Annotated in this window: 21 protein-coding genes; 12 read left to right on the top strand and 9 right to left on the bottom strand. The window is 66.4% G+C overall.

Annotated features, from left to right (window positions below):
- Nucleotides 1-29: 29 nt before the first annotated feature.
- From THIMADRAFT_RS08270 to THIMADRAFT_RS08260, 3 genes are all read right to left on the bottom strand, one after another.
- Nucleotides 30-1346, bottom strand: coding sequence for an ABC transporter permease (locus THIMADRAFT_RS08270; RefSeq protein WP_007192555.1), 1317 nt, complete (start codon nt 1344-1346; stop codon nt 30-32).
- Nucleotides 1347-1479: 133 nt separating this feature from the next.
- Entirely contained in the window at nt 1480-2265 is a 786-nt protein-coding gene (locus tag THIMADRAFT_RS08265) for an ABC transporter ATP-binding protein (RefSeq protein ID WP_139052767.1), read from the bottom strand.
- Nucleotides 2266-2276: 11 nt separating this feature from the next.
- On the bottom strand, nt 2277-4304 hold the full coding sequence (locus THIMADRAFT_RS08260; RefSeq protein WP_040730411.1) for a vWA domain-containing protein: 2028 nt from the start codon (nt 4302-4304) through the stop codon (nt 2277-2279).
- 330 nt (nt 4305-4634) lie between these two features.
- Here THIMADRAFT_RS08260 and THIMADRAFT_RS08255 point away from each other — a divergent pair, with 330 nt between their 5' ends.
- Nucleotides 4635-6887 carry a hypothetical protein gene (locus tag THIMADRAFT_RS08255; protein ID WP_007192551.1) on the top strand — a complete coding sequence of 751 codons (2253 nt, stop codon included), beginning with the start codon at nt 4635-4637 and terminating at the stop codon, nt 6885-6887.
- A gap of 136 nt (nt 6888-7023) precedes the next feature.
- Here the strand turns inward: THIMADRAFT_RS08255 and THIMADRAFT_RS08250 are convergent, their stop codons facing one another.
- Nucleotides 7024-9411 (bottom strand): NADP-dependent malic enzyme, encoded by a 2388-nt coding sequence (locus tag THIMADRAFT_RS08250; RefSeq protein WP_007192550.1) that lies wholly within the window; start codon nt 9409-9411, stop codon nt 7024-7026.
- A gap of 35 nt (nt 9412-9446) precedes the next feature.
- Nucleotides 9447-9881, bottom strand: a complete 435-nt coding sequence (locus THIMADRAFT_RS08245; protein WP_007192549.1) for a DUF29 domain-containing protein — start codon at nt 9879-9881, stop codon at nt 9447-9449.
- 77 nt (nt 9882-9958) lie between these two features.
- On the opposite strand from THIMADRAFT_RS08245, the gene THIMADRAFT_RS24600 reads away from it, so the two are divergent.
- The 3 genes from THIMADRAFT_RS24600 (at nt 9959) to THIMADRAFT_RS08225 (ending at nt 13006) form a co-directional block, all read left to right on the top strand.
- A complete protein-coding gene (locus tag THIMADRAFT_RS24600; protein WP_007192548.1) occupies nt 9959-10873 on the top strand; it encodes a phosphate-starvation-inducible PsiE family protein in 915 nt (304 codons plus the stop codon).
- A 301-nt stretch (nt 10874-11174) separates the two neighbouring features.
- The gene (locus tag THIMADRAFT_RS08230; RefSeq protein ID WP_007192546.1) at nt 11175-12596 is read left to right on the top strand and encodes a DUF6056 family protein; all 1422 of its coding nucleotides are present in this window, start codon (nt 11175-11177) and stop codon (nt 12594-12596) included.
- Between the two features lie 173 nt (nt 12597-12769).
- Nucleotides 12770-13006: a hypothetical protein gene (locus THIMADRAFT_RS08225; protein ID WP_007192545.1), complete on the top strand. Its 237-nt coding sequence runs from the start codon at nt 12770-12772 to the stop codon at nt 13004-13006.
- Here the strand turns inward: THIMADRAFT_RS08225 and THIMADRAFT_RS08220 are convergent.
- A complete protein-coding gene (locus THIMADRAFT_RS08220; protein ID WP_007192544.1) occupies nt 12954-13595 on the bottom strand; it encodes a putative molybdenum carrier protein in 642 nt (213 codons plus the stop codon). The genes THIMADRAFT_RS08225 and THIMADRAFT_RS08220 overlap by 53 nt on opposite strands.
- Nucleotides 13592-14584, bottom strand: a complete 993-nt coding sequence (cmoB, locus tag THIMADRAFT_RS08215; protein WP_007192543.1) for a tRNA 5-methoxyuridine(34)/uridine 5-oxyacetic acid(34) synthase CmoB — start codon at nt 14582-14584, stop codon at nt 13592-13594. Before cmoB ends, THIMADRAFT_RS08220 begins: the two co-directional genes overlap by 4 nt.
- A 233-nt stretch (nt 14585-14817) precedes the next feature.
- Here cmoB and ppk1 point away from each other — a divergent pair, with 233 nt between their 5' ends.
- The 6 genes from ppk1 (at nt 14818) to THIMADRAFT_RS26280 (ending at nt 19298) form a co-directional block, all read left to right on the top strand.
- Entirely contained in the window at nt 14818-17058 is a 2241-nt protein-coding gene (ppk1, locus tag THIMADRAFT_RS08210) for a polyphosphate kinase 1 (RefSeq protein WP_083829256.1), read from the top strand.
- Between the two features lie 116 nt (nt 17059-17174).
- The gene (locus tag THIMADRAFT_RS08205) at nt 17175-17990 is read left to right on the top strand and encodes a phosphodiester glycosidase family protein (RefSeq protein WP_007192541.1); all 816 of its coding nucleotides are present in this window, start codon (nt 17175-17177) and stop codon (nt 17988-17990) included.
- Nucleotides 17991-18053: 63 nt separating this feature from the next.
- Nucleotides 18054-18200: a DUF2237 family protein gene (locus tag THIMADRAFT_RS27400; protein ID WP_007192540.1), complete on the top strand. Its 147-nt coding sequence runs from the start codon at nt 18054-18056 to the stop codon at nt 18198-18200.
- On the top strand, nt 18200-18592 hold the full coding sequence (locus THIMADRAFT_RS08200) for a VanZ family protein (RefSeq protein WP_007192539.1): 393 nt from the start codon (nt 18200-18202) through the stop codon (nt 18590-18592). The genes THIMADRAFT_RS27400 and THIMADRAFT_RS08200 overlap by 1 nt, the downstream gene beginning before the upstream one ends.
- Nucleotides 18592-18819, top strand: a complete 228-nt coding sequence (locus THIMADRAFT_RS28370; RefSeq protein WP_007192538.1) for a hypothetical protein — start codon at nt 18592-18594, stop codon at nt 18817-18819. The genes THIMADRAFT_RS08200 and THIMADRAFT_RS28370 overlap by 1 nt, the downstream gene beginning before the upstream one ends.
- Nucleotides 18816-19298, top strand: coding sequence for a hypothetical protein (locus THIMADRAFT_RS26280; RefSeq protein WP_007192537.1), 483 nt, complete (start codon nt 18816-18818; stop codon nt 19296-19298). Before THIMADRAFT_RS28370 ends, THIMADRAFT_RS26280 begins: the two co-directional genes overlap by 4 nt.
- Here the strand turns inward: THIMADRAFT_RS26280 and THIMADRAFT_RS26555 are convergent.
- Entirely contained in the window at nt 19282-19410 is a 129-nt protein-coding gene (locus THIMADRAFT_RS26555; RefSeq protein WP_007192536.1) for a DUF427 domain-containing protein, read from the bottom strand. The genes THIMADRAFT_RS26280 and THIMADRAFT_RS26555 overlap by 17 nt on opposite strands.
- 103 nt (nt 19411-19513) lie before the next feature.
- Here THIMADRAFT_RS26555 and THIMADRAFT_RS25560 point away from each other — a divergent pair, with 103 nt between their 5' ends.
- Together THIMADRAFT_RS25560 and THIMADRAFT_RS08180 are read left to right on the top strand one after the other, a co-directional pair.
- On the top strand, nt 19514-21118 hold the full coding sequence (locus THIMADRAFT_RS25560) for a hybrid sensor histidine kinase/response regulator (RefSeq protein ID WP_007192535.1): 1605 nt from the start codon (nt 19514-19516) through the stop codon (nt 21116-21118).
- A gap of 680 nt (nt 21119-21798) precedes the next feature.
- Nucleotides 21799-23235: a dihydrolipoyl dehydrogenase gene (locus THIMADRAFT_RS08180; RefSeq protein ID WP_007192533.1), complete on the top strand. Its 1437-nt coding sequence runs from the start codon at nt 21799-21801 to the stop codon at nt 23233-23235.
- Nucleotides 23236-23252: 17 nt separating this feature from the next.
- Here the strand turns inward: THIMADRAFT_RS08180 and blaOXA are convergent, their stop codons facing one another.
- Nucleotides 23253-24083 (bottom strand): class D beta-lactamase, encoded by an 831-nt coding sequence (blaOXA, locus tag THIMADRAFT_RS08175; protein WP_007192532.1) that lies wholly within the window; start codon nt 24081-24083, stop codon nt 23253-23255.
- Nucleotides 24084-24281: the final 198 nt, after the last annotated feature.

Raw genomic sequence — 24281 nt, 5'->3', positions numbered from 1 at the left:
CACGTCCGCTCCGACCCTTTCGCCCCGCCTCATCGTATGGCTTCACGCAAACCCTCCGCCGGACTCACGCGCCCGGCCCGTATTGCCCCGGCCGTCGATGCGACCAGGGCCACCAGCATGAGCAACCCGGCTGCAAGACCCAGGTCCGCGATGCCGAGTCGGGTCAAATAACCCCCGCCGGCCAGATTCTCGCCCATGACGGCATCGAACGCATGTGCGCCGATCAGATAGCCGGCACCGGCGAAGAGCAGACCGAGCCCGGCGATGAGCGATCCTTGGATCACCGGCAGCGCCGCGACCGCACCGGGTCCGAACCCGAACAAGCGCAGCAACGCCAACTGACGACGCTTGCGCTCCACGCCCACCCAGAGCGCACCGCCCAGGGCCAGCGCACAGCCCGCCCCGCCGATCAGCGCGATGACGCGAAACAGGAACGACAGGGTGCGATCCACGGCCTGCACCGATGCAATGCGCTCGGCTTGGGTGCGGACCTCGATCCCCTCGGCGCTCACCGCCGCGGCGAGCGGGCCGACCTGCTCCAGCCCGGTCGCATAGAGCCGGGCGTTGGCGAAGCGCGTCTGGCGCTCCGCGTAACCGCTCGGGACGACGCCGTCGGGCGGCACATCCAGTGTGCCGTCGCGGTAGTCCTCGGCGGCGACCAGAAGGTCCAGGCTGGTGAAGAGTGCGTCGCGCGAGAAGCGCGCCTCCGGCACGATGCCGATCACCGAGAGCGGCAGACGCAGGTGCTCGGAGACGCCGTCGCGGGTACGCTTGACGACGGCAACCACGGTCGCGGGATCGGCCTGTGTCGGCGCGCCCTCCTCCGCCCCGGATACAGGTGCGCCCGACACCGGCTCGGCGGACATCAGGCCCAGCCGACGCGCCAGGGTTGCGGTCGCCAGGACCTCGCCGGGATGGCTCGGCAGCGCGGTACCCGGCGGCAGCAGCGGATCGCCGAGCGCGGTCGGGATCACCTCGACCGCCGGCAGAAGACGCCGCGCCGGATCGAGCAGATCGACGCTTGCGTTGATGGTTCGGGTCTTGGGGATCAGGAAGGCGACGTCGGGCCGCGCCGCGATCTCGGCGAGCCAGTCGCGATCCAGCCGGGCGCTGCCGTAGATGACCACCTCCAGGTTGCGCGGGTCGCGGAGCAGGGTCTCGCGCAGGGTCTCGACAACACCGTTTTTGAGTCCGAGCAACAGGAGCAACGGGGCCAGGATCGCGGCGACCGTCAGCACGAAGACCAACGTGGTATGGCGGTCGTGGCGCAGATCCTTCCAGGCCAGAGTCCAGACCTCCGCTGCGGCAGGGCCGAAGGACGAACGCGCTTTGGTCAATGCAGTCATTGGACGATGATCGAAACGCACTGTGGGTCGGGCTTCAGCCCGACAAACGCCCCGAGGTGGGAAGGCTCGGCCTTGTCGGACTGAAGTCCGACCCACACCACGTCGGACTGAAGTCCGACCCACATCGCCCCGTTCATGGTGCGTCCTCGAAGCAGGAGCCGAGCCGGTCGGGCGCCTCGAGCGGACGCGCCCGGATCTCCCGCAGCCCGAGGGCACGCACACGCCCCTGCTCGTGTGTCGCGATCACCACCGAGGCACCGCTCTCGATAGCCAGATCGCGCAGCAGACCCAGCACCCGGTCCGCAAGTCGCGGGTCGAGCGCCGAGGAAGGCTCGTCGGCCAACACCAGGGCGGGACCGTGGGCCAACGCACGCCCGATCGAGACGCGCTGCTGCTGACCGACCGAGAGCTGCGCCGGCCGCCGGTCCAACAACGCACCGATCTCGAGCGCCTTCACCAGGTGTGCGATGCGGTCGTCTTCGGTCGGCAACCCGAGCAGACGGCGATTGATGCCGATGTTCTCGCGCACGGTGAGGAAGGGCAGGAGTCCGCCGGTCTGCATCACGAATCCGATCGACCGGGCACGCATTCGCGCCAGTGCGCCCTCGGCGCGAGCGCGCCACAACGCAGCCACATCCACCGGCGCCGCCGCGTGCCAGCAAAAGTGCGCGCCCTCGAGCGGCGGCGCTGCAAGTCCGAGCAGCTCGAGCACCGTGCTCTTACCACTGCCGCTCTCGCCGGTGATGGCCAGGGTCTCGCCGCGGCTAATCCTCAAGCTCGGCACACTGACCTCGAACGCCCCCCGACCGTGTCCGTAGCGGAAGCCCAGTCCAGTCGCCTCGATCAGCGGGTGTGCGTTCGGCGCATCGAGCACGGCGGGCGGCAACGCCCGGTCGGGCCGTTTCTCCAATGGCGCCATCCGCGGACCCATCAGGGCAGATCGCGCAGCGGCACCGGATAGACCCACTCACCGGCCGGGCTGCCCTCGGCGAGGCTCACCCAGCGATCCGTGTCGGCGTTGTAGCGCTCGTAGAGCTTGATCTTGCCCTTGAGCCGGCTGACGAACTCGAACTGACGCTGCGTGCCCCAGCGCGACCAGGTGTCTTGATCCAGCGTCATGACGTCGCTCTTGTACGGCAAGCCTTCCAGATACTCCCCGAGCAGGCCGAGGTCCGCCAGCTTGGTCGCCTGCGGGCTGGCTGCAAGCGCCGGGTCACGTCCGTACTGGGCCGCGATGGAGCGCAGGCTGTCGAAAAAGGCGTCGGGTTTCAACATCCCGGCATCGGCGGCATCGACGATCTGTTTCAAGATCCCGTGCAGGTCGCTCAATTGGTCCTTGGTGATCAGCACACGCTCGTCGACCGTCCGCACCGTGGGGTCGGCAAGATCGCTGTCGCTGATCCAGCCCTCGAAGACCGACGGGGCGCGAGTGCCCTCCTCCCGGCCCAAATAAGCGAGCTGCATGGCATGGCCGAGCGCACGCGTTGCCTCGCGCAGCGCGGCGGTCTGCGGATCCTCCGCGACGGCAGAGCTCGCCGGCGCGGTCTCGGGGCGGGCGATGGCGGTAGCGGTACGCGCGCTGCCCGCCGCGAGCTCGCCGCGTGCAGACGCCTCGATGCTCTCGATCACCGTATCGGACAGTGCGGAGACCGCCTTGCCGAGTGCCGCGGCAGAGCCGTCCTGTACCGAGAAGTAGAGGCTGCGCTGGATCGCGGCGTTGTTCGCCAGGGTCCGATACTGGGCCTCGGCCGCAGCGTGATTGGCCTTGCCGAGCGCGGTCTTCAGATGCAGCACCATCAGCGCAACGCCCTTCTCGGCCGCCTCGGAACGCACCTGTTCGGCATGCAGCCCCGTGCTGGAGGCGTCGCCTTCGAGTGCGCCGGCATCCGTGATCAGCACGGCATAGCGGGCACCGAAGCGATTCCAGGGGATCTCTTCCAACGCCGTGATCACGCCCGCGTAAGGGTCCTCGTCGAAGCGGTCGGTCGAGACCTTCGCCTCGGTGACCTTGGCGGCGCGGGTGAGGAACTCGAGCCCGGAGGAGACCTCCGCCGGGTCGACGAACATCCGCGCGACATACTCGAGTGATTTGGCCTTAGCTGGATCGGCGGTCGGTGCGCGGAAGGCGACGAGACCGAATGCGACCTTATCGAGAAGCCCGGAGCCTTCGATGCGCTTGTAGACCTGCTCCGCCGCCGCACGCGCCTCGTCGATGTAGCGCTGCATCGAGACCGTCGAGTCGATGATGAAGACCACCGCGGCGCGGAAGCTGCCGAGCTGGGTCACCGGCTCGGCGCGCTCGTCCGGGGGCGGCGTGCTCGTCGGTGCCGCCGTCTCCGTGACCGAGGCCACCTTCAGGCCGCGCATCAGATGACCCGAGTCGCTGAAGACCTCCTCGAAGTCCAGGATGGGCAGTAGATAAAAGCGCGAGTTGATGTCGACGAAGCGATCCGGCTCGATCGCGACCACACGCGGATCACGCCCGCCCTCGGCGATCTCGCGGGTCAGCGGCCCGACCTCGGCGGCCGGATCCGGCAACGCCAGCAGCCCGTTCAGCGAATCCCAGGAATCATAGAAGAGGGCGCGCTCCCGCGCGGCGCCGGGATTCGTAAACGCCAGCGCCATCTGCTGGAGCCAGGGCACCGTGTCGTCGGCACGCAGCCAGCCGCTGACCTTGCCCTTGGTGTCGACCCCCACCTCGAGCCAGCGCTGCCCGTCGCGCTCGGTCTCGGCATAGACGTAGAAGCGCGAAAAGGCATCGACGAGACGCCCGGCATCGCTGCCCGGCTGCTCGGCGAGCATCGCCCCCGGACGGGTCAGTACCCGCTGAAAGAGCGTCTTCTTCCCGGCCTGCAGCAAGGGGGCGCGATCGGTCGGCGGCTCGGCAAAGACCGGCACCGTAGCCAGGACCACCGCGCCCAGCAGCAGCCAAACAACCAACCATCTCTTCAGGTGCATTCCAGTCATCCCGGCTCCTGTCGTTGCCATGCTCGGAGAGCTCATTCCGCGACGCGGAAACGTCGATGAACCGATTCGTGTCGATAGAGTGCGCAGCATATCCAGCATCGGCCTTGATCGGAACTCCGCTTATGAAACCCGGGACTCGCGACATCCGCTCCGCGGTGTCACGCATGCGCCGTGCAGCCTTGAAAGCGACGGGTAAGACCCGCCGTGGTTCTGCCGTCGAGACGACCCATCCGCCGATACCGGAAACCTCCGTCGGAAACACATCGGCTCACCCGGAACCCGGTTTAGAATCAGCACCAATCGACAGCACGGGAGCCCGCGATGACCCCCTCGGTTCGTATCCTGACATTGGTCTACGAGACGCCACCCGCGGAGGCCTTGCCGCCGGATCATCCCTGGCAGCGATTCGACGCACTCGGCCGGACCCTGAGACGTCATCTTCCGGGCGCAACGGCCGCCGTCTTCGCCCGTCCCGAGATCGCCCTCGACGGCTCGGGTACGGTCACCTGGACCAGCGCGCTGGCCGGACAACCGCGGCCTTTGCTGGACCTACCCGACGAGGCGCAGGCGGCGGCGCGTCGTGTCCTCGCCGATCACCTGAACGCGATCTCACATCTCGCCGAGGAGCTGGCGCGCCGCGAGCCGGACGATCCCGAGCCCGCGCAGCTCCTGAAGCGCGCCATCGTCTACCCGGGCGACGAGGCGGTCTATGTGATCGGCGGCGCCCCGGTCCTGATCTCCTGGGGCGGCACCGACCCCGGCCGCCCGCCGCGCGGGGCCGGTGCGCCCGATCCCGCGACCGTACCGGCCCCGCGGCGCCGACCGGCGTGGATCCTGCCGGTCCTGGGGCTGATCGCACTCGCAACCCTGGGACTCGGGCTCGGCCTGGGCGTCTGGCTTTGGCAGTTGCAGGAGACCGAGCAGGGCTTGCGCGAGGATCTCGCCGTCGCCTTGGCCAACCACTGCGATCCGGTCGCGCCGCTCGTGGAGCTGGCCTCCCGCCTGGACCGGATCGATCGGGAGGACGCGCGCTACGCAGACATCCGCATGGCGGTCCTCACCGAGATCGGGATCTGCGAGGAGGCCGCGCTCTTTACCGAACGACTCGCAACCGAGCCGCCCTGCGATCATCTGCCCGCCTTGAACGCCGAGCTTGGCTTCTACGACCTCGAGCGCGAACCCTTCCGCGCCCTGAAGACCGATCTGGACCGGCGGATCTCGGCCTGCACGCGGGTCGATGGACTCGCGCAACGCCTTGATGCGGTCGCCGGCGACTGCCTCGCCGTCGTCGCGTTGGAACGGGAGATCGCGACGCTCGATGAACCCACGCGCGAGCTCACCGTGCTGCGTCTCGGACTCGATCGCGCGATTGCCGCCTGCCGTCTCGCCGAGACACTCGACCCGCGGCTCGCCGAGGCGTCCGAGGACTGCACGGCACTGCGCACCCTGGCGCGCGAGACCGCGTCCGCCTTCGTCGAGCTGGACGCCGGCCGGCTACCCTTGAGCGCGATCCGGGACGCGCTCCAAGACGCACTCGCGCGCTGCGACCTTGCCGATCATCTGGAGGGCGAGCTGGCACGCTCGCAAGACGATTGCCTTGCCCTCGCCGGCCTCGACGAGACCCTGTCGCGCCATAACCGGGAGCGCGAGCCACTCGCTGCCGTGGCCGAGAGGCTCGCCGTCGCGTTGCGCCAGTGCGCCGACCTGAATGACCTGGAGCAGCGCTTCGCCGAGGCCAACGGCGACTGTGACCGGCTACAAGCCCTAGCCGACGGGCTGGAGGGCTACCGAAACAACCTCCGCTTCCTCGACATCCGCACCCGCCTGACACCCGAGCTCCAGGTCTGCAGCGAGGCCGACGCGCTGGAGGAGCAGATCGCGGCCATCGGCGGCGACTGCACCAAGGCCCGCGCGCTGGCCGCACGTCTCGTCGACCAAGGCGACCCGCGCTTCGTCAAGGCGCGCAAGTCACTTGAGGCACCGATCGCCGACTGCGATCGGATCGACCGCTACACCCGACGCCTCGCCGAGGCCGGCGCGGACTGCACCCGCCTCGTCGCCCTGGAACGCGACCTCAAGCGCGAGTCCGCCATGACGCTGCAACCGATCCGGCAAGCACTCGGCGAGCGGATCGGCCCGTGCCGCCCGCCGCCGCCGAAACCCGTCGTCGTCCAAGCGCCGCCGAAGGCCACACCACCAGAGATCAAGATCGGCACCAAACCGACCACCCCACCCCCGCCCCCCCAAGGAAGCGGCTCCTTCGCCATGCGCGGCGACTGCACGGGACGCCTGACCATCGATCCGACCTCAGGTTGGGACGGCGACCGCGTCCGACACATCGTGACCATCGATCCGCCGGCCAGCGAGCGCGTCGCCCGCGTGACCTCCACCAATCCCGGATGCCGCAACTGCGCCCTGCGCAAGATCGGCCGCAACACCTGGCGCGGCGATCTCTTCTACGGGTGCAGCGGTCGCGGCATCGTCCAGGTCTCCTATGCCGCATACGATGCGAGCGGCCGGATGATCTGCAGCGGGAACGGCAGCGACCTGTGTCTCGGGCGACGGCGTCGATAGGGCTCGACGGCGCGATCCGCTAGACCGGCAAGCGCATCAAGAACCGACGACGATGGTGAACCGTCGGCCGATTTCCGCGACCTGAGCGCGTCGCGAGGGTCCTGCCCATCACGCCGAACATCGCATTTCCCGACGGTTATGCCAAGGCGTGCCGGGGTTGCCCGCGCGACGCTGCCGGCAGGTCATCGACCAGGGTCGCATGAGACCCGTCGGGCACGTCCCGAGCGGCGGCCGCGCTCGCGACGGCCAGTGTGGTCATGTTCAGGGTGCGCCGCACGGTGGCCGCGGGGGTCAGGATGCAGGCGGTCGCGGCCGCTCCCATCAGGATCGGACCCACGGTCACACCGCCGCTGGTGGTGGTCTTGAGCACGGTGTAGAGGATGTTGGCGGCATCGAGGTTCGGACAGATCAACAGGTTCGCCGAGCCGGCGAGGGTCGAGTCGGCGAGGTAACGGCTGCGGATGTCTTCTTCCAACGCGGCGTCGCCGTGCAGCTCACCGTCGCATTCGATCTCGGGGTGGCTGGCCACGAACAGGTCACGCGCCAGACGCATCTTCCTGGCCGAGGCACGCTTGGATGAGCCGAAGCTCGAGTGCGAGAGAAAGGCCACCTTCGCAGGCAAGCCGAAGCGCTGGATCTCCTGTACGGCCATCCATGCAATATCGGCCAGCTGTTCCGCGCCGGGGTCTTCGTTCACGTAGGTGTCGGCAATGAAGAGCGGCCCGCCGCGCTCCGTCATCAGCGCGTTGAGGGCCGCGTAATTGCTCACGCCGGGTCGCAGCCCGATGATGCTGTGGATACGCTCGAGGTGGGTCTCGTAGCTACCCGCCAGGCCGCAGATCATGGCATCGGCGTGGCCCAGCGCGACCATCAGCGAGCCGATGATGGTGTTGGAGCGACGCACTGCCGCCGCGGCGACCTCGGGCGTAACCCCGTTGCGGCCCATGAGCCGGTGGTAGTGATCCCGATACTGGTTGAAGCGCGGATCCTGCTCGGGATTGACGTTCTCGACGTCCTCCCCGAGCCGCATACGTAGGCCGGCCTTCTCGATATGGGCCTGGATCACGGCGGGGCGTCCGATCAGGATGGGCCGAGCGAGGCGATCGTCGAGCGCGATCTGGGCGGCCCGCAGGGCACGTTCGTCCTCGCCGTCGGCAAAGGCCACGCGCTTTCTGTCCTCGGGCAGGGCCTTGGCGGCATTGATGACCGGGCGCATCAGGATGCCGGTCTGGTACACGAAGAGCGTCAGGCTGTCTCTGTAGGCCTGCATGTCGGCAATGGGGCGCGTGGCGACCCCCGAGTCGGCGGCGGCTTGGGCCACGGCGGGCGCGATGCGCAGGATCAGGCGCGTGTCGAAGGGCTTGGGGATCAGATAGTCGGGGCCGAAGCTCAGATCCTGTCCGGCGTATGCCGTCGCCACCTCGGCGCTGGTCTCGCTCTTGGCCAGATCGGCGATCTGGCGAACGCAGGCAAGCTTCATCTCCGCGGTGATCTTGGTCGCGCCGCAGTCGAGTGCGCCGCGAAAGATATAGGGAAAGCACAGGACGTTGTTGACCTGATTAGGGTAATCCGAGCGGCCGGTGGCGATGATGCAGTCGGGCCGCGCGAGCTTGGCCAGCTCGGGGCGGATCTCCGGCTCCGGGTTGGCCAGGGCGAGGATGATGGGCCGATCGGCCATGCTCTTCACCATCTCCACGGTCAGCACGCCCGGCGCGGAGCAGCCGAGGAAGACGTCTGCGCCTTCGACCACGTCGGCAAGGGTGCGCGCGTCGGTCTGCTGCGCATAGCGCGCCTTGGAGGCGTCGAATCCGCCCGGACGGCCCTCGTAGATCACGCCCTTGGAATCGACCATGAAGACGTGCTCGCGCCGCATGCCCAAACCGACCATCACGTCGACGCAGGCGAGTGCTGCCGCGCCGGCACCCGAGACGGCGAGTTTCACGGTATCGATGGCCTTGCCGACCAGCTCCAAGGCGTTCAACAGCGCGGCACTCGAGATGATGGCGGTGCCGTGCTGATCGTCATGGAACACCGGAATGTTCATGCGCTTGCTGAGCTCGCGCTCGATGTAGAAGCACTCCGGAGCCTTGATGTCCTCCAGATTGATACCGCCCAGCGTCGGTTCGAGCGCAGCGATTATTTCAACCAATTTGTCCGGGTCACGCTCGGCAAGCTCGATGTCGAAGACATCGATGCCCGCGAACTTCTTGAACAGGCAACCCTTTCCCTCCATAACGGGCTTGCCGGCCAACGGACCGATGTCCCCTAAACCGAGCACGGCCGTGCCGTTGGTCACCACACCCACCAGATTCCCGCGCGCGGTGTACTCCGCAGCCAGCGCAGGGTCGGCCTGGATATCGAGGCAGGGATAGGCGACTCCCGGCGAGTAGGCCAGCGAGAGATCGCGCTGATTCGACAGTGGCTTGGAGGGCGTGACGGCGATCTTGCCGCGACTTGGGCTGCGGTGATATTCCCGAGCGGCCTCGCGTAATGCCTGCTCGGCAGTGGACAGAGTCGATGTCATTGGAGTGCAAAGGTTCCGTGGTTGATGGGCGCGGTTTAAGCCGGCAGGAAGTCGTCCGCGAGGATCTGCTCGATGGTCCATGGGCAGTCGTCCGGGAAGGCACCCATTCCCGTTTCGTCGATCGCGAGCGTGACCGCATCGGCCCAGATCGCCCCCTGCCACTCGGTGTCGGCGAGTCTCGGCTTCAAGCTCGGCACCTGTTTGAGATGAAACGCCAGGGCTTTGCGCTGCTCCTTGAGCGTTCTCCGCCAACTGTTGCTTTGGCGCTCGGGCCGATACTGCCATTTGATGAGATGCGCAAGCAGCACGGCCATGCGGCTCGCCAACTCACGTTGTTCGCTCTTTCCCACGTCTTCGATTTCCTCGGCGATGTGCTCCAGATCAAGCTGATCAAGCCGACCCGCGCGGATCAGGCGCGCCTGCTCGTTCGCCCAAGCAACAACGTCTGCGTCATAGCTGATGGTTGTCATCGTTCTTCCCACTCGAAGCCCCACTCGATGTCCTGTCGCCCAGTATAGACGAGGCATTCACCCGTCCCGAACACACCATGGGAACCGACCGATCGGGCATCGGATCGCGCTCGGCGAAAGGGTGCGAGGCGGGATTCTACCGAACCTATGGCCGGAAAACGGGGCGGGATCTACTCGCCGATGCCGCGATCGCCTATCCTTGCGCGCTCGGCAGGCGCCTCGGGGAGATGCACGGCATGGACACAAACCGATTCGACATCCAATTCAGCGGAGACCTCGTTCCGGGGACCGACGCGCTCGCGGCTCGGCAGCGGATTCAGCATGCGTTCAACCTGTCCGAGGCCGCTGCCGGACAACTCTTCGGCGGCACGCCGGTGACGGTCAGGCGGGGGGTCGACAGCGAGACCGCGGCGCGGTACCAGAGCGCCTTCCGCGAGGCCGGCGCACTGATTCGGATCGTCCCGGCTTCGAGCGAGCGAGCGTCGCAGCCCCTCACTCTGGATCCATTCGGCTGGTCGGGACAGGGGCCGAGCGGGGGGCAGAAACAGGCTCGGCCAAAAACCGCGGTCGACCGCGTGTTTCACTATTTCGAGAAGGCGCTGGCTGCCGTCCTGCTGCTCTTGATCTCGGTTGTCGCCGTGATCGCCGTCATCGAGCTTTGCTTCGTGCTGTACAAGGACATCGTCAGCCAGAAAGGCCTGTTTCTTCTTGACCTGAGCGAGCTGTTCGAGATCTTCGGCATGTTCTTGATCGTGCTGATCGCGATCGAGCTGATGGCGAGCGTCTACATGTACATGATGGACAAGTCCGTGCATGTCGAGATCATGCTGTTGATCGCCATCACGGCGCTGACCCGCAAGGTCGTCGTCTTGGATCTGGAGAGCAAGGGCGACCCGGCACTGTACATGCTGGGTCTGGCCGCGCTCCTGGGCACGCTGGTCGGGGGTTATTACCTGGTGAAGCGGCTCGCCGGACCCGGCGACGGTCATTGACCGAGACCCGATGCCGGCTGCGCGGATCGCGCCGAACACGGCGATGGTCTTCGGGTTGCTCACGGTGGTGACCTCGATGAATCGACAAAAAGCCCTCGGGCCGAAGCACTCCGAGCTCGGGTGTTTTGCCGCCCGGCAAGTATACTGCGGAGCCGGCACCTCGCTGGACCCTGATCCGACCACTCAACCGCCGGTATCCCGTCTTGCCCAGTCCGCAGAGCACCCGCGATACCGAAAGCGCCATGCGTTCCCTTGATCCGCTGCGCAGTCATCGGGTCGGCGACCTTCCGGCGGTCGACCTTTGAACGCGCAGTCCGAGACGCAGGCCCGGCGGATCGGGGTCGGCGTGGTCCTCTCCTGCCTCGCACTGCTTCTCCTGCTGCTTGCTTTGGGTTTCTACGCCCACCCGACAAGCGACGATTTCGACTATGCCTATGTTGCCCGCGAACAGGGCATCCTCGGCGGGGTCGTCCATTTCTATCAGAACTGGAGCGGTCGCTATGCGAGCGCGGCCATCACCCTGGCGTTCGGCCGGTGGGTGGACCTCACGCAGTCCTATTGGATGGTCACCGCGGCGAGCCTCTTAACCCTTTACGCGGCTTTTCTCTATTCCTTCCGAGCACTCTGCCGGTTGCTCGGGATCGGCCGAGCGCTGGTGCTCGGTCATCTCGCCGTCCTGTTCTACATGCTGTTCGTCCCGAGACTCGACACCGCCTTTTACTGGCTGGCCGGGGCCGCGACCTATCAACCGGGTAACGCCTTGTTTCTCGTCTTCGCCGGGGTCTGGGCCGATTATTTCCGCGGACCCGCGTCCCGAGCTCGCGATCTGCGTTTCGGCCTGATCCTGGCCGCGCTCGCGGCGCTGATCGCCGGGATGAACGAAACCATCATGCTGGTGACGGTCGGGCTGTCGGCAGCAATGGCCCTGGTCGTGCTGCGTTTGCGTGGGCCTCGGGTCGGCGTCTGGCTGCCTCCGTTGATCGTCATTACGGTGCTGGGGGCAATGGCTGCATTCGCTCCCGGTCATGACGTGCGCTTGGGGATCATCGGCGAGGTCGGGAACGAATCGCTGTGGCGCAGCCTGCTGATCTCGGTCTTTCACGCACTCGTGACCACGCTGAAGATGGTCCTGTTTGCCCTGGTTTTCCTTCAGATCGGATTCGTTCGTACCCTTCTTGCCGAAGGTCTCGCGCGCTTCGACGGCATCCTCGGGCGCCTCTCCACGGCGGAGCGGAGCCTGCTCGCGCTGGCCTTTATCGGACTGCTCGTCCTGCTCTTCTTCCCGGCCGCCTGGGCGAAAGGGGCCGAGGCACCCGGACGGGTGCAGAGCGTCAGCGTCCTGCTCGGCACGCTTGCCTTGATCCCGACGATGGCTGCCCTGCAACGGGCGTTCGGTGATCACCTCTATCCGAGCAGGATAGGGATGCGCCGGCTGATCTCGGCCGGCAGTCTGATCGCACTGCTCGCGGTCTCCAATCTGCCCAAGCTCGCGCGCGACATCCCGCGCGCCCAGACCTTTCATGCCGAAAAGCTGGCCCGCTACGCGCTGATCCGCGAGGCGCAATCGCGCGGATTGACGGAATTGGGCCTGCCGCCGTTGCGCACGCGGATGAAGGTGCTCTATTCGAAGGATCTGAAGCCCTACGAGCGCCGCGAGGAAAATCGGTTATTCGGGGCCTACTTCGGCTGGCATCATCCGATCTGGGCCGAAAGCCTGCCTTAAACCTCGGCGAGCGCCCTAAAATGCGATACCGCCCCGACGCATGGACAGGCGGTGGCGGGCGTACTCATGTCTGCTCGGCAACCACGCGGGTCGACGACCGCTGAGCCGCCCTCGCCTACTCTTTCGACCGCGCCGGAATCGCTTTGCCTCGGCGCACACACAGGACCGATCCGATGCTCAGCTGGACCGACCGCTTTCCGCTCTATCTCTTCGTTGTCGCTGCGCTGACCCTGGGGTTATCGCCGTTCGTCCCGGAGCCGCATCTTTGGGAAAAGCTGAAGATGCTCGCCGACGGGACATTGGTGAAACCGATCGACATCTTCGACCTGGTCCTGCATGCGACACCGTGGATCCTGCTCACTTTGAAGCTTTCGCGCCTGCTGACGCATCGGGTGGACACCCCTCGCTGAGAGGAACCCAAACGCGAAAGAGCGCCGCGAAGATCCTCCGCGACTCCTCGCCGATCCCGGGCGCACCGGATTCGCGAGGCCCGGCACAGTTGAGGATCCGCACGTGATTCGCGACCAGCCAGTCGGCTATCGCACGGACATCGATGCGCTCCCGCAGGTCACGCGCCAGCAGGGGTTTGCCGAGTCGGCGCGCCAGCTCCGCGGTCAGGCGCGTGCCGCCGCGCATAGGGCCGCGATGCAGGATCAGGGTCGCATCGCTGTCGCGGACGTTCCATTCGGTGCGTTCCGCGTAGTCGGCATTCGGGCTCTCGCGCAACCCATAGCGCTCCGGAATGGGGCCGTCCTCGGCGCGACGCCCGCGCGGGCACCAACCGCCGATCGGCAGAGCCAGTGCCGAGGCGGCTTCCAACGCGGCGCGATCAACCCCGGTCTGGCCTCCCGAGACCACCCGTATCCCCGCCTCGGCCGGGGGCGGATCACGCCCCTCGGCCGACCGACGTGCCGCCAAGAGGTCGGCGTCGCGTCGGGCGAAATAGAGATCCTCCTCGGCCTTTTCCTTGAGCTTGAGCTTGTCGGCGAATCCGGTCATGGGCTGGCCTCCGGTCGGTTCGCAATCAGGACAGCGCGCACGGGCGCCGGATGTCCCTCGACGGTGCGGCTCGAATCGATCGGATCCAAATGATCGGGCAAAGACTGGAAACGCATCCAGGCGGTCGAGCACTGCTCGTCCTGGCCAGTGGGAGTGACATCGACGACACGGATCCCGGTGAACCCGCAACGACCGAGCCAGACCGCGAGCGCATCGACCGTCGGGATGAACCAGACGTTGCGCATGGCGGCATAGCGCCCGGGCGGAACCAGCAATCGTTCGCCCTCGCCTTCCAAGACCAGGGTTTCCAGGACCAGCTCGCCGCCGGGCCGCAGCAGTCGTTGCAGCTCCATCAGGTGGTCGATCGGCGAGCGCCTGTGATAGAGCACGCCCATCGAGAAGACCGTGTCGAAGCCGGTGAGATCGCCGGGCAGATCCTCGATGCCGAGCGGAAGCACCGCCAAGTCGTCCCGCTCGAGATAGCGGTTGATCGCCAACCACTGAAGTACGAACAAGAGCGTCGGATCGATCCCCATCACCAACCGTGCACCGGCCCCGAGCATGCGCCAGCCGTGATAGCCGTTGCCGCAACCCACATCGAGCACCAGACGATCGGCGAGCGGCGCGATGGCCTGCGCCACGCGATCCCATTTGAGATCCGAGCGCCACTCGGTGTCGATGTGCACGCCCTGGATGCAGAAGGGGCCTTTTCGCCACGGATGCAGAACCATCAAAGCCTCGCTCAGAGACCGCCCCAGATCGGCGTCGAGCGCCCCGGCACCTTGGAGCCCGACACAGGCACGGTCCAGACGCGATCGAGCGCTCGGCAGATCCGGCAGCTGCGCCAACGCCCGCTCCCAGCGCGGCAGATCACCGTGCGCGCGCGCCCCGAGCCGAAGAGCGATGCTCGCGGCGAGCGTGCTCCGCCAGGCGCCCAGACCGCTCCGCCCGAGCCGATCGAGAAAGGGCTCGAAGGGCGTCAGGTCCATGCAACCTCGGCCTGGATATCGAGGTCCGGGGCGTGTGGCCGGCCGAAAAGATCAGCCCTTTTCTGCTTCGTCAGACTCTGCATTGTCGATCGGATTCCTGAATGGGCTTGCAGCAACCTTGCAGGCAAGGCAGAGTCGCGTCATGAAACCGCCATCGTCGACTCGTGGGCGGTTGCTAGAATACCCGTCCCGCCACTCCTATGCCGACCTGCCTTCGAAGGGAACGCAACATGATGAACAAGAACGAGATCCAGAGAGCCATCGACGAGGATTCCGATATCGTGCAGGACGTCGAGTCGGCCCCGACCGCCGCCCCGAGCGTCCCGGACGAGATCGACTTAGGCGACCCGTCACTCTATTTGAATCGCGAGCTGACCTGGCTTGGGTTCAACCGCCGCGTCCTCCACGAGGCGGACGACATCCGCACCCCGTTGCTGGAGCGGGTGAAGTTCTTGGCGATCGTCAGCAACAACCTCGACGAGTTCTTCATGAAACGCATCGGGGGGCTCAAACAGCAGATCGCCGCCGGCGTGCATACCCCGAGTGTGGACGGCCGCACTCCATCGCAGCAGCTCAAGGAATGCCAGGCTGCGGTGCGGGAATTTCAGACCGAGATGCAGCGCATCTACTCGATCCTGATGTCCGAGCTCGCACGGCACGACATCCGCATCGTCCTGCATGACGATCTGCCGCCCGATGCACGCGAGCGGCTGCGCGAGCATTTCCGGGCCAACATCTTCCCGATGTTGACACCGCTCGCGATGGATCCCGCCCATCCCTTTCCCTTCATCTCCAACCTAACGCTGAACCTGCTCGTCACCCTGCGCTTCCCGGGCGGCAGCGAGGTCTACATGGCCCGCGTGAAGGTTCCGGTCAGCAAGGACGTCTCCAAGCGCCTGATCCCCGTCGACGGCGGCACCACCTTCGTGACGCTCGAAGACCTGATGGTGAAGAACCTCGACATGCTCTTCCCGGGCATGGAGATCGATTCCTGCGCCCTCTTCCGGATTACCCGCAACGCCATCGTCGAGCCCGAGGCCGAGGCGGCGAACGATCTGCTCGAGATGATCGAAACCGAGCTGCGCGAGCGCCATTTCGCGCCCATCGTGCGCTTGGAGGTTCAGCCGGGCATGGAACGGATCCATCGCGGCATGCTCGCCGCGGAGCTGGGTCTGAACGAGGACGAGGATGTCTTCGAGGTCGAGGGCATGATGGCCCTGCGCGACCTCTTCGAGGTCGCCGGGATCGAGAATCCCGAGCTGCACGACAAGACCCATCGGGCGGTCGACCATCCCCTGCTCGCCAACGATCGACGCAACATCTTCCATATCATTCGCGAGAACGGACCGCTCCTGCTCCAGCACCCCTACCAGGCCTTCAGCACATCGGTCGAGCGTTTTCTGCGCACCGCCGCCGAAGACCCCAAGGTGCTCGCGATCAAGATGACGCTCTATCGCACCTCGGCCGGACCGATCCTCGATTCGCTCATGCAGGCCGCGCGCAACGGCAAGCAGGTCGCAGTCCTGGTCGAGCTCAAGGCACGCTTCGACGAGGCCGCGAACATCGTCTGGGCACGGCGTCTGGAGGCCGAGGGCATCCATGTCAACTACGGTGTCATGGGGCTCAAAACCCACAGCAAGCTCATCTTCGTCGTGCGGCGCGACTACTCGCAACTGCGCCGCTACTACCACATCGGCACCGGCAACTATCACTCGGGCACGGCCAAGCTCTATACGGATCTGGGCATGCTCGGCTGCGACGAGGATATCGGCCAGGACCTCACCGAGCTTTTTAACTATCTCACCGGCTATTCACCGCCCCCGAGCTACCGCAAGATCCTCGCTGCACCCTACACGCTCAAGCGCGGGATCATCGAGAAGATCAACCGCGAGATCGAGCATCACAAGCGCCAAGGCGACGGCCTCATCCAGATGAAGATGAACGCGCTGGAAGACGCCGAGATCACGCGCGCACTCTACAAGGCCAGCCGCGCCGGCGTGAAGGTCGACCTCATCATCCGCGACACCTGCCGCTACCGGCCCGGACTGCCCGGGATCAGCGAGACCGGCCGCGTCGTCAGCATCGTCGGGCGCTTCCTCGAGCACGCACGCATCATCTACTTCCGAAACGGCGGCGCGGAAGAGTACTACATCGGCTCGGCCGACATGATGGGCCGCAACCTCGACAGCCGCGTCGAGGTCCACGCGCCGGTCGAGAACCCGGAGCTGCGCCAAGAGCTGCGACTCATCCTGGACGTGCAGTTCGCCGACACCCGCTCCGCTTGGGACATGGATTCCGACGGCAATTACACCCAACGCATCCCGGAAGACGAGAACGCCAAGGGTGCCCAGGAGACCCTGATCGGTGTCGCCGAAAAGCGTCTCGCCGCGGCCGCCAAGCACAAGGAGAAGAAGGTACGCTCAAAGCTCCTGAGCCATTTCCAGTGGCGGTTGCGGGAGAAAAACCTCTCCTAGCCGAGGTCCGTCCCGACGCCGTCAGCAGCAGCTCGGCGCTATGAGGCATGATCATTGAGGGGATTCCGACAGCCGTGTCGATCATGAGGCCGACCCAACGAAGCGGAGCCGGCCGCGTGCGCGGCTCGTTCACCGCCCGTGAAGCGTGGCCGGGTGTTTTCCTCCTTGGCCATCTGCTGCTGGCTTCGACCACACTCGCCGCGGACTGGACGCCCGGCGGCGAATCGGAGCGGCAGGACATCAGCGCGGACCTCGCCTATGCCAAGCGCACCGCGGTGCGCCCGTCCGACAGCAAGCAGGTCACCGCGCACCTCGTGTTCTTCACATCGCGGGCGTTTCGCCTGGAGGTGATCGACCTCGGGGCCGGCCCCGAACCGACGTACCCGACGCTCGGAGCGGCCTTTCTCGCCGAGGGCTGCGTGGCCGGCGTCAACGGCGGCTTCTTTCACCCGGATTGGCAGCCGGCCGGGCTCATGATTTCCAAAGGGCGACGGATCAACCGTTTCGAGACGGCGAAACTCCTGAGCGGCCTGGTCTACAGCGACGACCGGGGGATCCATCTAGTCCGGCGTAGCCGATTCCAGGATCACCCGGGCATCGCGGCCCTACTGCAGACCGGACCCTATCTCGTTGAAAACGGGCGCACGGTGCGAGGCCTGTCGACGTCTGATCCGCGGCGTCGCACCTTCATCGCCACGGACTGGCGCGGAAACTGGGTCATCGGCGCCACCACGAGCAGTCTCACCCTCGCCGAACTCGGGGAGAGCCTCGCCTCTCCGGATGCCCTGACGCCGTGGCGGATCGATCGCGCCATCAACCTCGACGGCGGATCTTCGACCGGGTTCTTCTTCGACCCTGGAACCGGCCGGGTTCCGGTGAGCCTGCAACCCTGGAAACGTGTGAGGAATCTGCTCGGAATCTGCACGCGTTGAAGCCACTGTAGAGACCATCGGACCTGGAAACCACACAACAGCCACTCCAGCCGGAGCGACTTCATGCCCGAACCCATAAATGTACTCGGAGAGCCCGTGCAAACCTGTTCGCCGGAGTCGCCCGTCGGCTTCGCCCGCTGCGGTACCGCCGAGACAGCACTGCAGGCGATCGGCTCGCACACCCGTTGCGACCGGGCGGACCTCTCCTAATGTTGGTCTTCATGCCGGAGGGCGTATTTCGGCGAGGCTTTCGGCTCGTGCTCTGGGGTTGCGTCCTGGTGGTGGCCTGGCTTGCGTTCGCGCCGTTCGCCGAGCCCGCGGGCTTCACCTGGGACAAGGCCAACCATGTACTGGCCTTCTTCGTCATGGCGGCCTTGGCGGACGGCGGCTATCCGGGTCGCAACCGAGAGTTGCCGCGCTGGGGGCTGCTGCTGGGCTATGGGCTCGTTATCGAGTTGGTGCAGTGGCAACTGCCCTATCGTGAGCTCTCCTGGCTCGACCTCGTCGCAAACGTCGTCGGCGTCTTGCTCTATGTCGGCCTGCGCGCGTGGGTCGGCTGGCGCATTCGGCGTCCGTACGGGGCGGTTCGCAGTCGGTCGTGATGACCGGGCGCAGGCTTGCCGACGAGAGCTTCAACCTCATCGTGGTCGAGAACGGCTGTGCCGCCGGCACCGATGGGCTGCGCCGGCGCGAGCTGGAGATCCTCGACATGATCTACTGTCAGGTGATCGGCAGCGTGGAGCCGGAGGGGTCATGGGGCTCCGAGAACATGCGGTCATGTGCTCGCGCGCGTCTCGTCATCTCCATTGTAGCGAGGACACGAGGATGAATCCGACACGCGTCCGAATCGGCTGCGCCCTGATCCTGTCGGGGTGCTGCATGGCGAGTCACACGGCGGCGCCGGCGCACGGTGCGCCGGACGCGAGCGAGGCGATCACCACGCCGCCGCCCGGCAGTCGGGAGCGGGGCGCGATCCTGGAAGCATTGCGCGCGGAGCTGACGCACCTGACCGGGCCGGATCTGGTCTTCGTCGTCGCGGTGCTGCGGGTGCGCACGGACTGGGCCTGGATCGAGGCCGCCCCGCAGTCGCGCGACGGGGCGAACCATTACGAGGAGGTCAACGCGCTCCTGCAGCGCCGGGACGGGCGCTGGACGGTGCGGGTTCTGGGGCCCTGCGATGCAGAGGATGACCCGGCTGCATGCGCCGAGGATACCGATCCTGCGCGGCTTCTGGAGCGGTTCCCGACGCTGTCGCCGGGCCTGGTGCCGCGCGTGGGCGCATCGGGCTCGCTCAGTGCTCCACCATGACCCCACGCCGGAAGGCGATATGCTCGGCGATGCGCAAGGCCGACGGCTTCGGGTCGCGATAGCGCCAAGCGGCGTCGACGTTGCGGTCGTTGCCGCGATGGCCGCGGCGCATACCGTATCCCGGTGTTGAACACGGCCCCCCGGCGCGCAAGAACTCCGGTTGCCGAACAGGCGCCGCCTCGGTAGGGTCGTGGTATTCGGCGGAGGGCTTGTGAATGGATGATCTCAAGCGGATCGAGACCTGTAGGCGCGTCATCGCGGATCCCGAAACCTCCTGGGTGTTGTTCGAGCAGGGGACGTGCGTCCTGCTCGCCCGACCGACGGCCGACCCGGCGGCCGAAGCGAAGGCGCTGCTCCGTGCGAGCGGACCGGTGCTCGCCGGATCGGTCGCCGGTGATTTCAGCGTGTTGGCGCTTGATGGCGGTCGCGGGTGGGTGGTCAGCAGCCACCATCCGGATATCGTCACCTTGGTGTTTCCGCAGGAGATCGACGCGGACGCCCCTGAGGTGGCGGTCGGGTTGCTCGGGCGCTCCAAGCGAGCGCAGGACGCCGCACGGTTGCGCGTGCGGCATGTCGAGGTCCGGCGCGGCACGGCGGAGGCAGGCCCGACGGATGGCTTGGCCGCGGCGGGGCACGGGTCCGACGACACGCTGCAGGATGAGGCCACGTGGCGGATGCTGACCGCGATGGCGCGGGAGCAACGGGTCCGACTCCACGGCCTTTCGGGGCTCCTTGATCTGCTGGAGGACCGGGATTTCGACGAATCCGAGGAGCGCCGCAAGTTCCTGAGTACGGGTAGCGGGGCTGTCGGAGACATGCTCGGATCCCTCGACACCCTGCTCGACGGCACGCGCCTGCGGCACGGGCGTGTCGAGCCCTGGCTCGAGCCGGTCTCGCCCGCGCGGCTCCTCGAGGATGTGGTCGCGTGGCTGGAACCCGCGGCGGAGCGCCGTGGCGGCGTGCTGCGGTCGCGCCATTCGCCTGCGGCGGAGCAGTGGTTTGCGCTGGACCGGAGGCGCTTGTTCATGGTGTTGAGGGAGCTCTGCCTGAGCGCATCGGGGTTCTGGTTCGGGGCCGCGTCCGGCGCCGAGGTGGTGCTCGCGGCGACGGTCGAGGCGCCGCCGGCAGGACCGCGCGGGCCGGTGTTCGAGGTCGTGGCGACGGGCGGGGCGGACCTGCAGGATCTCGCGGAGCAGCTCGCACGGCCCCCGACGCCGGAGGGGCTGGTGGCGGACGCCTTCAACAGCGGCAGGATCGGCCTCTACCTGTGCCGGCGGCTCATCGACTGTCTCGGCGCTACCCTCGACCTCGAGGCCATCGACGGCGGTTGCCGTTTCGTGCTCCGGATGCCCGCCGATGCCGTGCCGGCGCCGACGGATCGGCCGGACGGCCGGTCCGTCTCCGAGCCGCACTTGGCGGGCCATGTGCTGGTGGTCGAGGACAATCCGGTCAACCAAGCGGTCCTCACCAGGATTCTGCAGCGCTATGGAGCGTCGTGCACCTGTGTCGCCGGCGGTGCCGAGGCCATCGCTCGGTGCGCCGAGGGGGGCATCGATGCCGTCTTGATGGACGACACGCTCCCGGATATGGACGGCTGCACGGTCACCGAACACATCCGTGCGCAACGGCTCGGCGACGCCGGCCATCTGCCGATCGTCGGACTGCGTGTCCCGGTGTCCTCCGCCGAGGGACACGAGACCTGCGCGGGGCAGGATGCGGTGCTGATGAAGCCGGTGGAGCACAGGGCGTTGTGCGATGCACTGCAGCCGTGGCTCGGGATCGCGCCGGACAGTGCGGTATCGACGCCCGACGTGGGTTGAACCGAAGCCATGATGGGTGCGTGGAGGCCGCCGCAGTCGCGGTCTGCGACGACCTTGCCGAGCGCTTCGCCTCATGTCTTCGCGGGAAGCTGGTTCGGCGCGGCCCCTTAGGGACCGTCGGGCTCGGATTCATCCTGTGTGTCCTCGCCTCCTCCCTCGTTGACCGAGACCGCAAGACCCTGGACCGGCGTGCTTCGGCCGGCCCCGGCGGAGTGCGGGCAGATTGCGTATTCCACGCTCATTCGGCCACTCATTCCACAGTCATTCTGCCAGCGATTCCACGCTGATTCGGCCACCCGTTCCATGGCGATCCGGCCACCGATTCCACCGCCATTCGTCCACCGGCAGTGAACGACGCAGGACCGAGCGCGATTAGGATCGACCCCTTTTTCGAATCAAGGGGTCGAGATGGTGCGGTTACCGAAGAGTCAAGATTCGTGAAGACGCGTGGGCAGCAGCCGATTGTGAAAAATTACCGCATAATCCTGCGCGCACGTCGGTATGATCATCGGCAATCAACACTCTCAACCCCTGAATACGCTCAACCCCTGAATACGTTCAATCCCTGTGCTCCATCTCGCCAGAAGAGCACCCGGTATTGACGTCCGTGCGCGGCAGGGCTCTCGTTGTGGTGCAACGCAGGGCAAGCTGCGCAACCGCCACTCAGAGGAATACAAGCCATGAAACAGGTATTTGATGTCGCGATCATCGGTGCCGGGCACGCCGGTCTCAATGCCGTCAAAGAGGTCCGTAAACTGACCGACAATTGGGTCTTGATCAATGGCGGGCCATTGGGCACCACTTGCGCTCGTATCGGCTGTATGCCGTCGAAGGTCGCCATTCACCTGGCGGATAATTTTCAGTCGCGCCGACGTTTCGAACGCTACGGCATCCATGGCGCGGATGCCCTGGCGTTGGATCAGACCTCGGCGCTGGAACACGTGCGCGACTTGCGCGACACCTTCGTTGACCTGGTTCTCGCCAACACCACCGACGAGATGGACGACGAGCACCTGTTGGAGGGCTACGCGGAATTCATCGACGCAGGCCGCCTGCGGGTGGGCGACCGCGAGATCCGGGCCGATTCCGTCATCATTGCCACCGGCGCCAAGTCCATGGTGCCGTCGCCGTGGCAGGAACGGTTCGGTGACGGCATCCTCACCGTCGACACACTGTTCGAACAGGAAAGCCTGCCCAAATCCGTCGCCGTCATCGGTCTCGGGCCGATCGGTGTGGAGATCGGCCAAGCCATGCATCGACTCGGTGTCGACGTGACGGGGATCGATCACGGCAAACAGCTCTCGCGTATCCCCGACCCGGAAGTCAATCGCGCGGCCATCGACATCCTGCAACGCGAGTTTCCGGTTTGGCTGGGACACGAGTCGCGCATCGAACGCTGCGACGCGGGGTTTCGCGTGTATTCCGGCGAGCGCGTCGCGGAGGTCGAAAAGCTGTTCCTTGCCGTCGGTCGCCATCCGCATCTCGGGCCCTTGCGTCTCGAGCGGCTGAATGTGCCGCTGGATCCTCACGGTGTGCCGATGCATGACCCGGAGACGTTGCGCATCGGTCGACTGCCCGTCTACCTCGCCGGTGACTCCGCCGGCGGTATCGCCAGCTTGCAAATGGCAGCGGAACAGGGCCGTATCGCGGGTTACAACGCCGTACACCGCAGGCCTCGCCGCCTGGCGCGCAAGACGCCGATGGCCATCCTGTTCACCGATCCGAATATCGCCTTGGTAGGGCAGCGTTGGGACACGCTGGACCACGACCGGACCGCGGTCGCCCTGCAACGCTTCGGCCCGGTCGGCCGCGCGCTGATCATGGGGCAGAACCGCGGCGTGCTGCGGGTCTATGCCGACCGTCGCAGCCATCGCATTCTGGGTGCAGCCATGATCGGCCCGCGCTGCGAACATCTGGCGCATCTGCTTGCCTGGGCCATCGAGTGTCGACTGACCGTGGAGCGCACGCTGGAGATGCCCTTCTATCACCCGGTCATCGAAGAGGCTTTGCAGGATGCGCTGCTGGAACTCGACAAGGAGCTCTCGACTCGGCGCCAACCCAAGCGCTTCGCGCTCTTCGGTCGGCGCACCGCGACACCGACGCCGGCCGGTGCCTGAGCGGACTCGGCGCCCGCCTACTCAAGCGCATCGCTTTCGTCGACGCGGTTGCTTCTTGGCACGGCCTCGGGCGGGTCGATGATCCCCTTCGCCTGCAATCCGGCGCGGACAAGCTGCAAACGCAACGGCAGATCCTCGGCACTGCGGGTGTCCATGTTCAAGGCGAAGATCCAGGTGGCCTCGGGCGTCTCGACATACCCGACGTACCAGCCGATCTGCGGCGTGGCACGCGTGGCCCAACCGGTCTTCGCGAACAGACGGTGCTGCTCGGTCGTCTCGGCGAGCATGACCCGGCGTAGGCCCGCGTAGCTGGAGTCTCGATACGGCAGGGTGCGCAGAATCACCCGACGCAGGAATTCGACCTGCTCCAGGGCACTGATGGTGAGAGTACCGTCGAGCCAGAAGGCCACGGGGTCGAACGGCTCCGCCAGCTCGCCGTAGCCCGCGCGCTCGAGGTGGCTGCGGTAGCGTTCGGCGCCGATCTCTCGGGCCAAGGTCTGGTAACACCAGACGCATGAGGTCGCAAAGGCCGTGGCGAGGGTGTGATCGCGATTCCAGTCGGACATGTCATGCACGCGCCCGTCCCACGGGATCAGGGCATCGGGTCCGGCAACGACTCCCTCCTCCAGTGCGACGAGGGTGTTGAGGATCTTGAAGGTCGATGCGGCCGGGAACCGTTGCGCGGCACGCGTGACGTTGTGCACATAGACCGAATCGCCGTCGAGGTCCGCAATGACGAGGGTACCCTCGACATCGTCCACGGCGAACAAGGCGGCGAGATCGGCGTCTTCGGCATAGCCGGGTGCCGCAGCGAACAGTGCCACGATCAGCACAAGGAGGAAAGGCATTCGGTGATCCGGGTTCAGGTGCGTAGCGGCGCGAGCTTACACCGGATGGTCCGCATCCACGTGGTTAGTGGTTACACGTGGTTAAGGGATGACCGGGGCGCGTCGGGGCCGTTGCGACCGAAGCCCTGATGTCCAGCTTTCTCGCGCCGACGACCGGCCCTTTCCCAAGGGCTTTTCATACCCTGTCGATATCCCTGG

It is taken from the genome of Thiocapsa marina 5811 (assembly GCF_000223985.1).
GTDB lineage: Bacteria > Pseudomonadota > Gammaproteobacteria > Chromatiales > Chromatiaceae > Thiocapsa > Thiocapsa marina.
The sequence above is the reverse complement of the archived record's forward strand: the minus strand, read 5'-3'. Positions and strand labels throughout refer to the sequence as shown.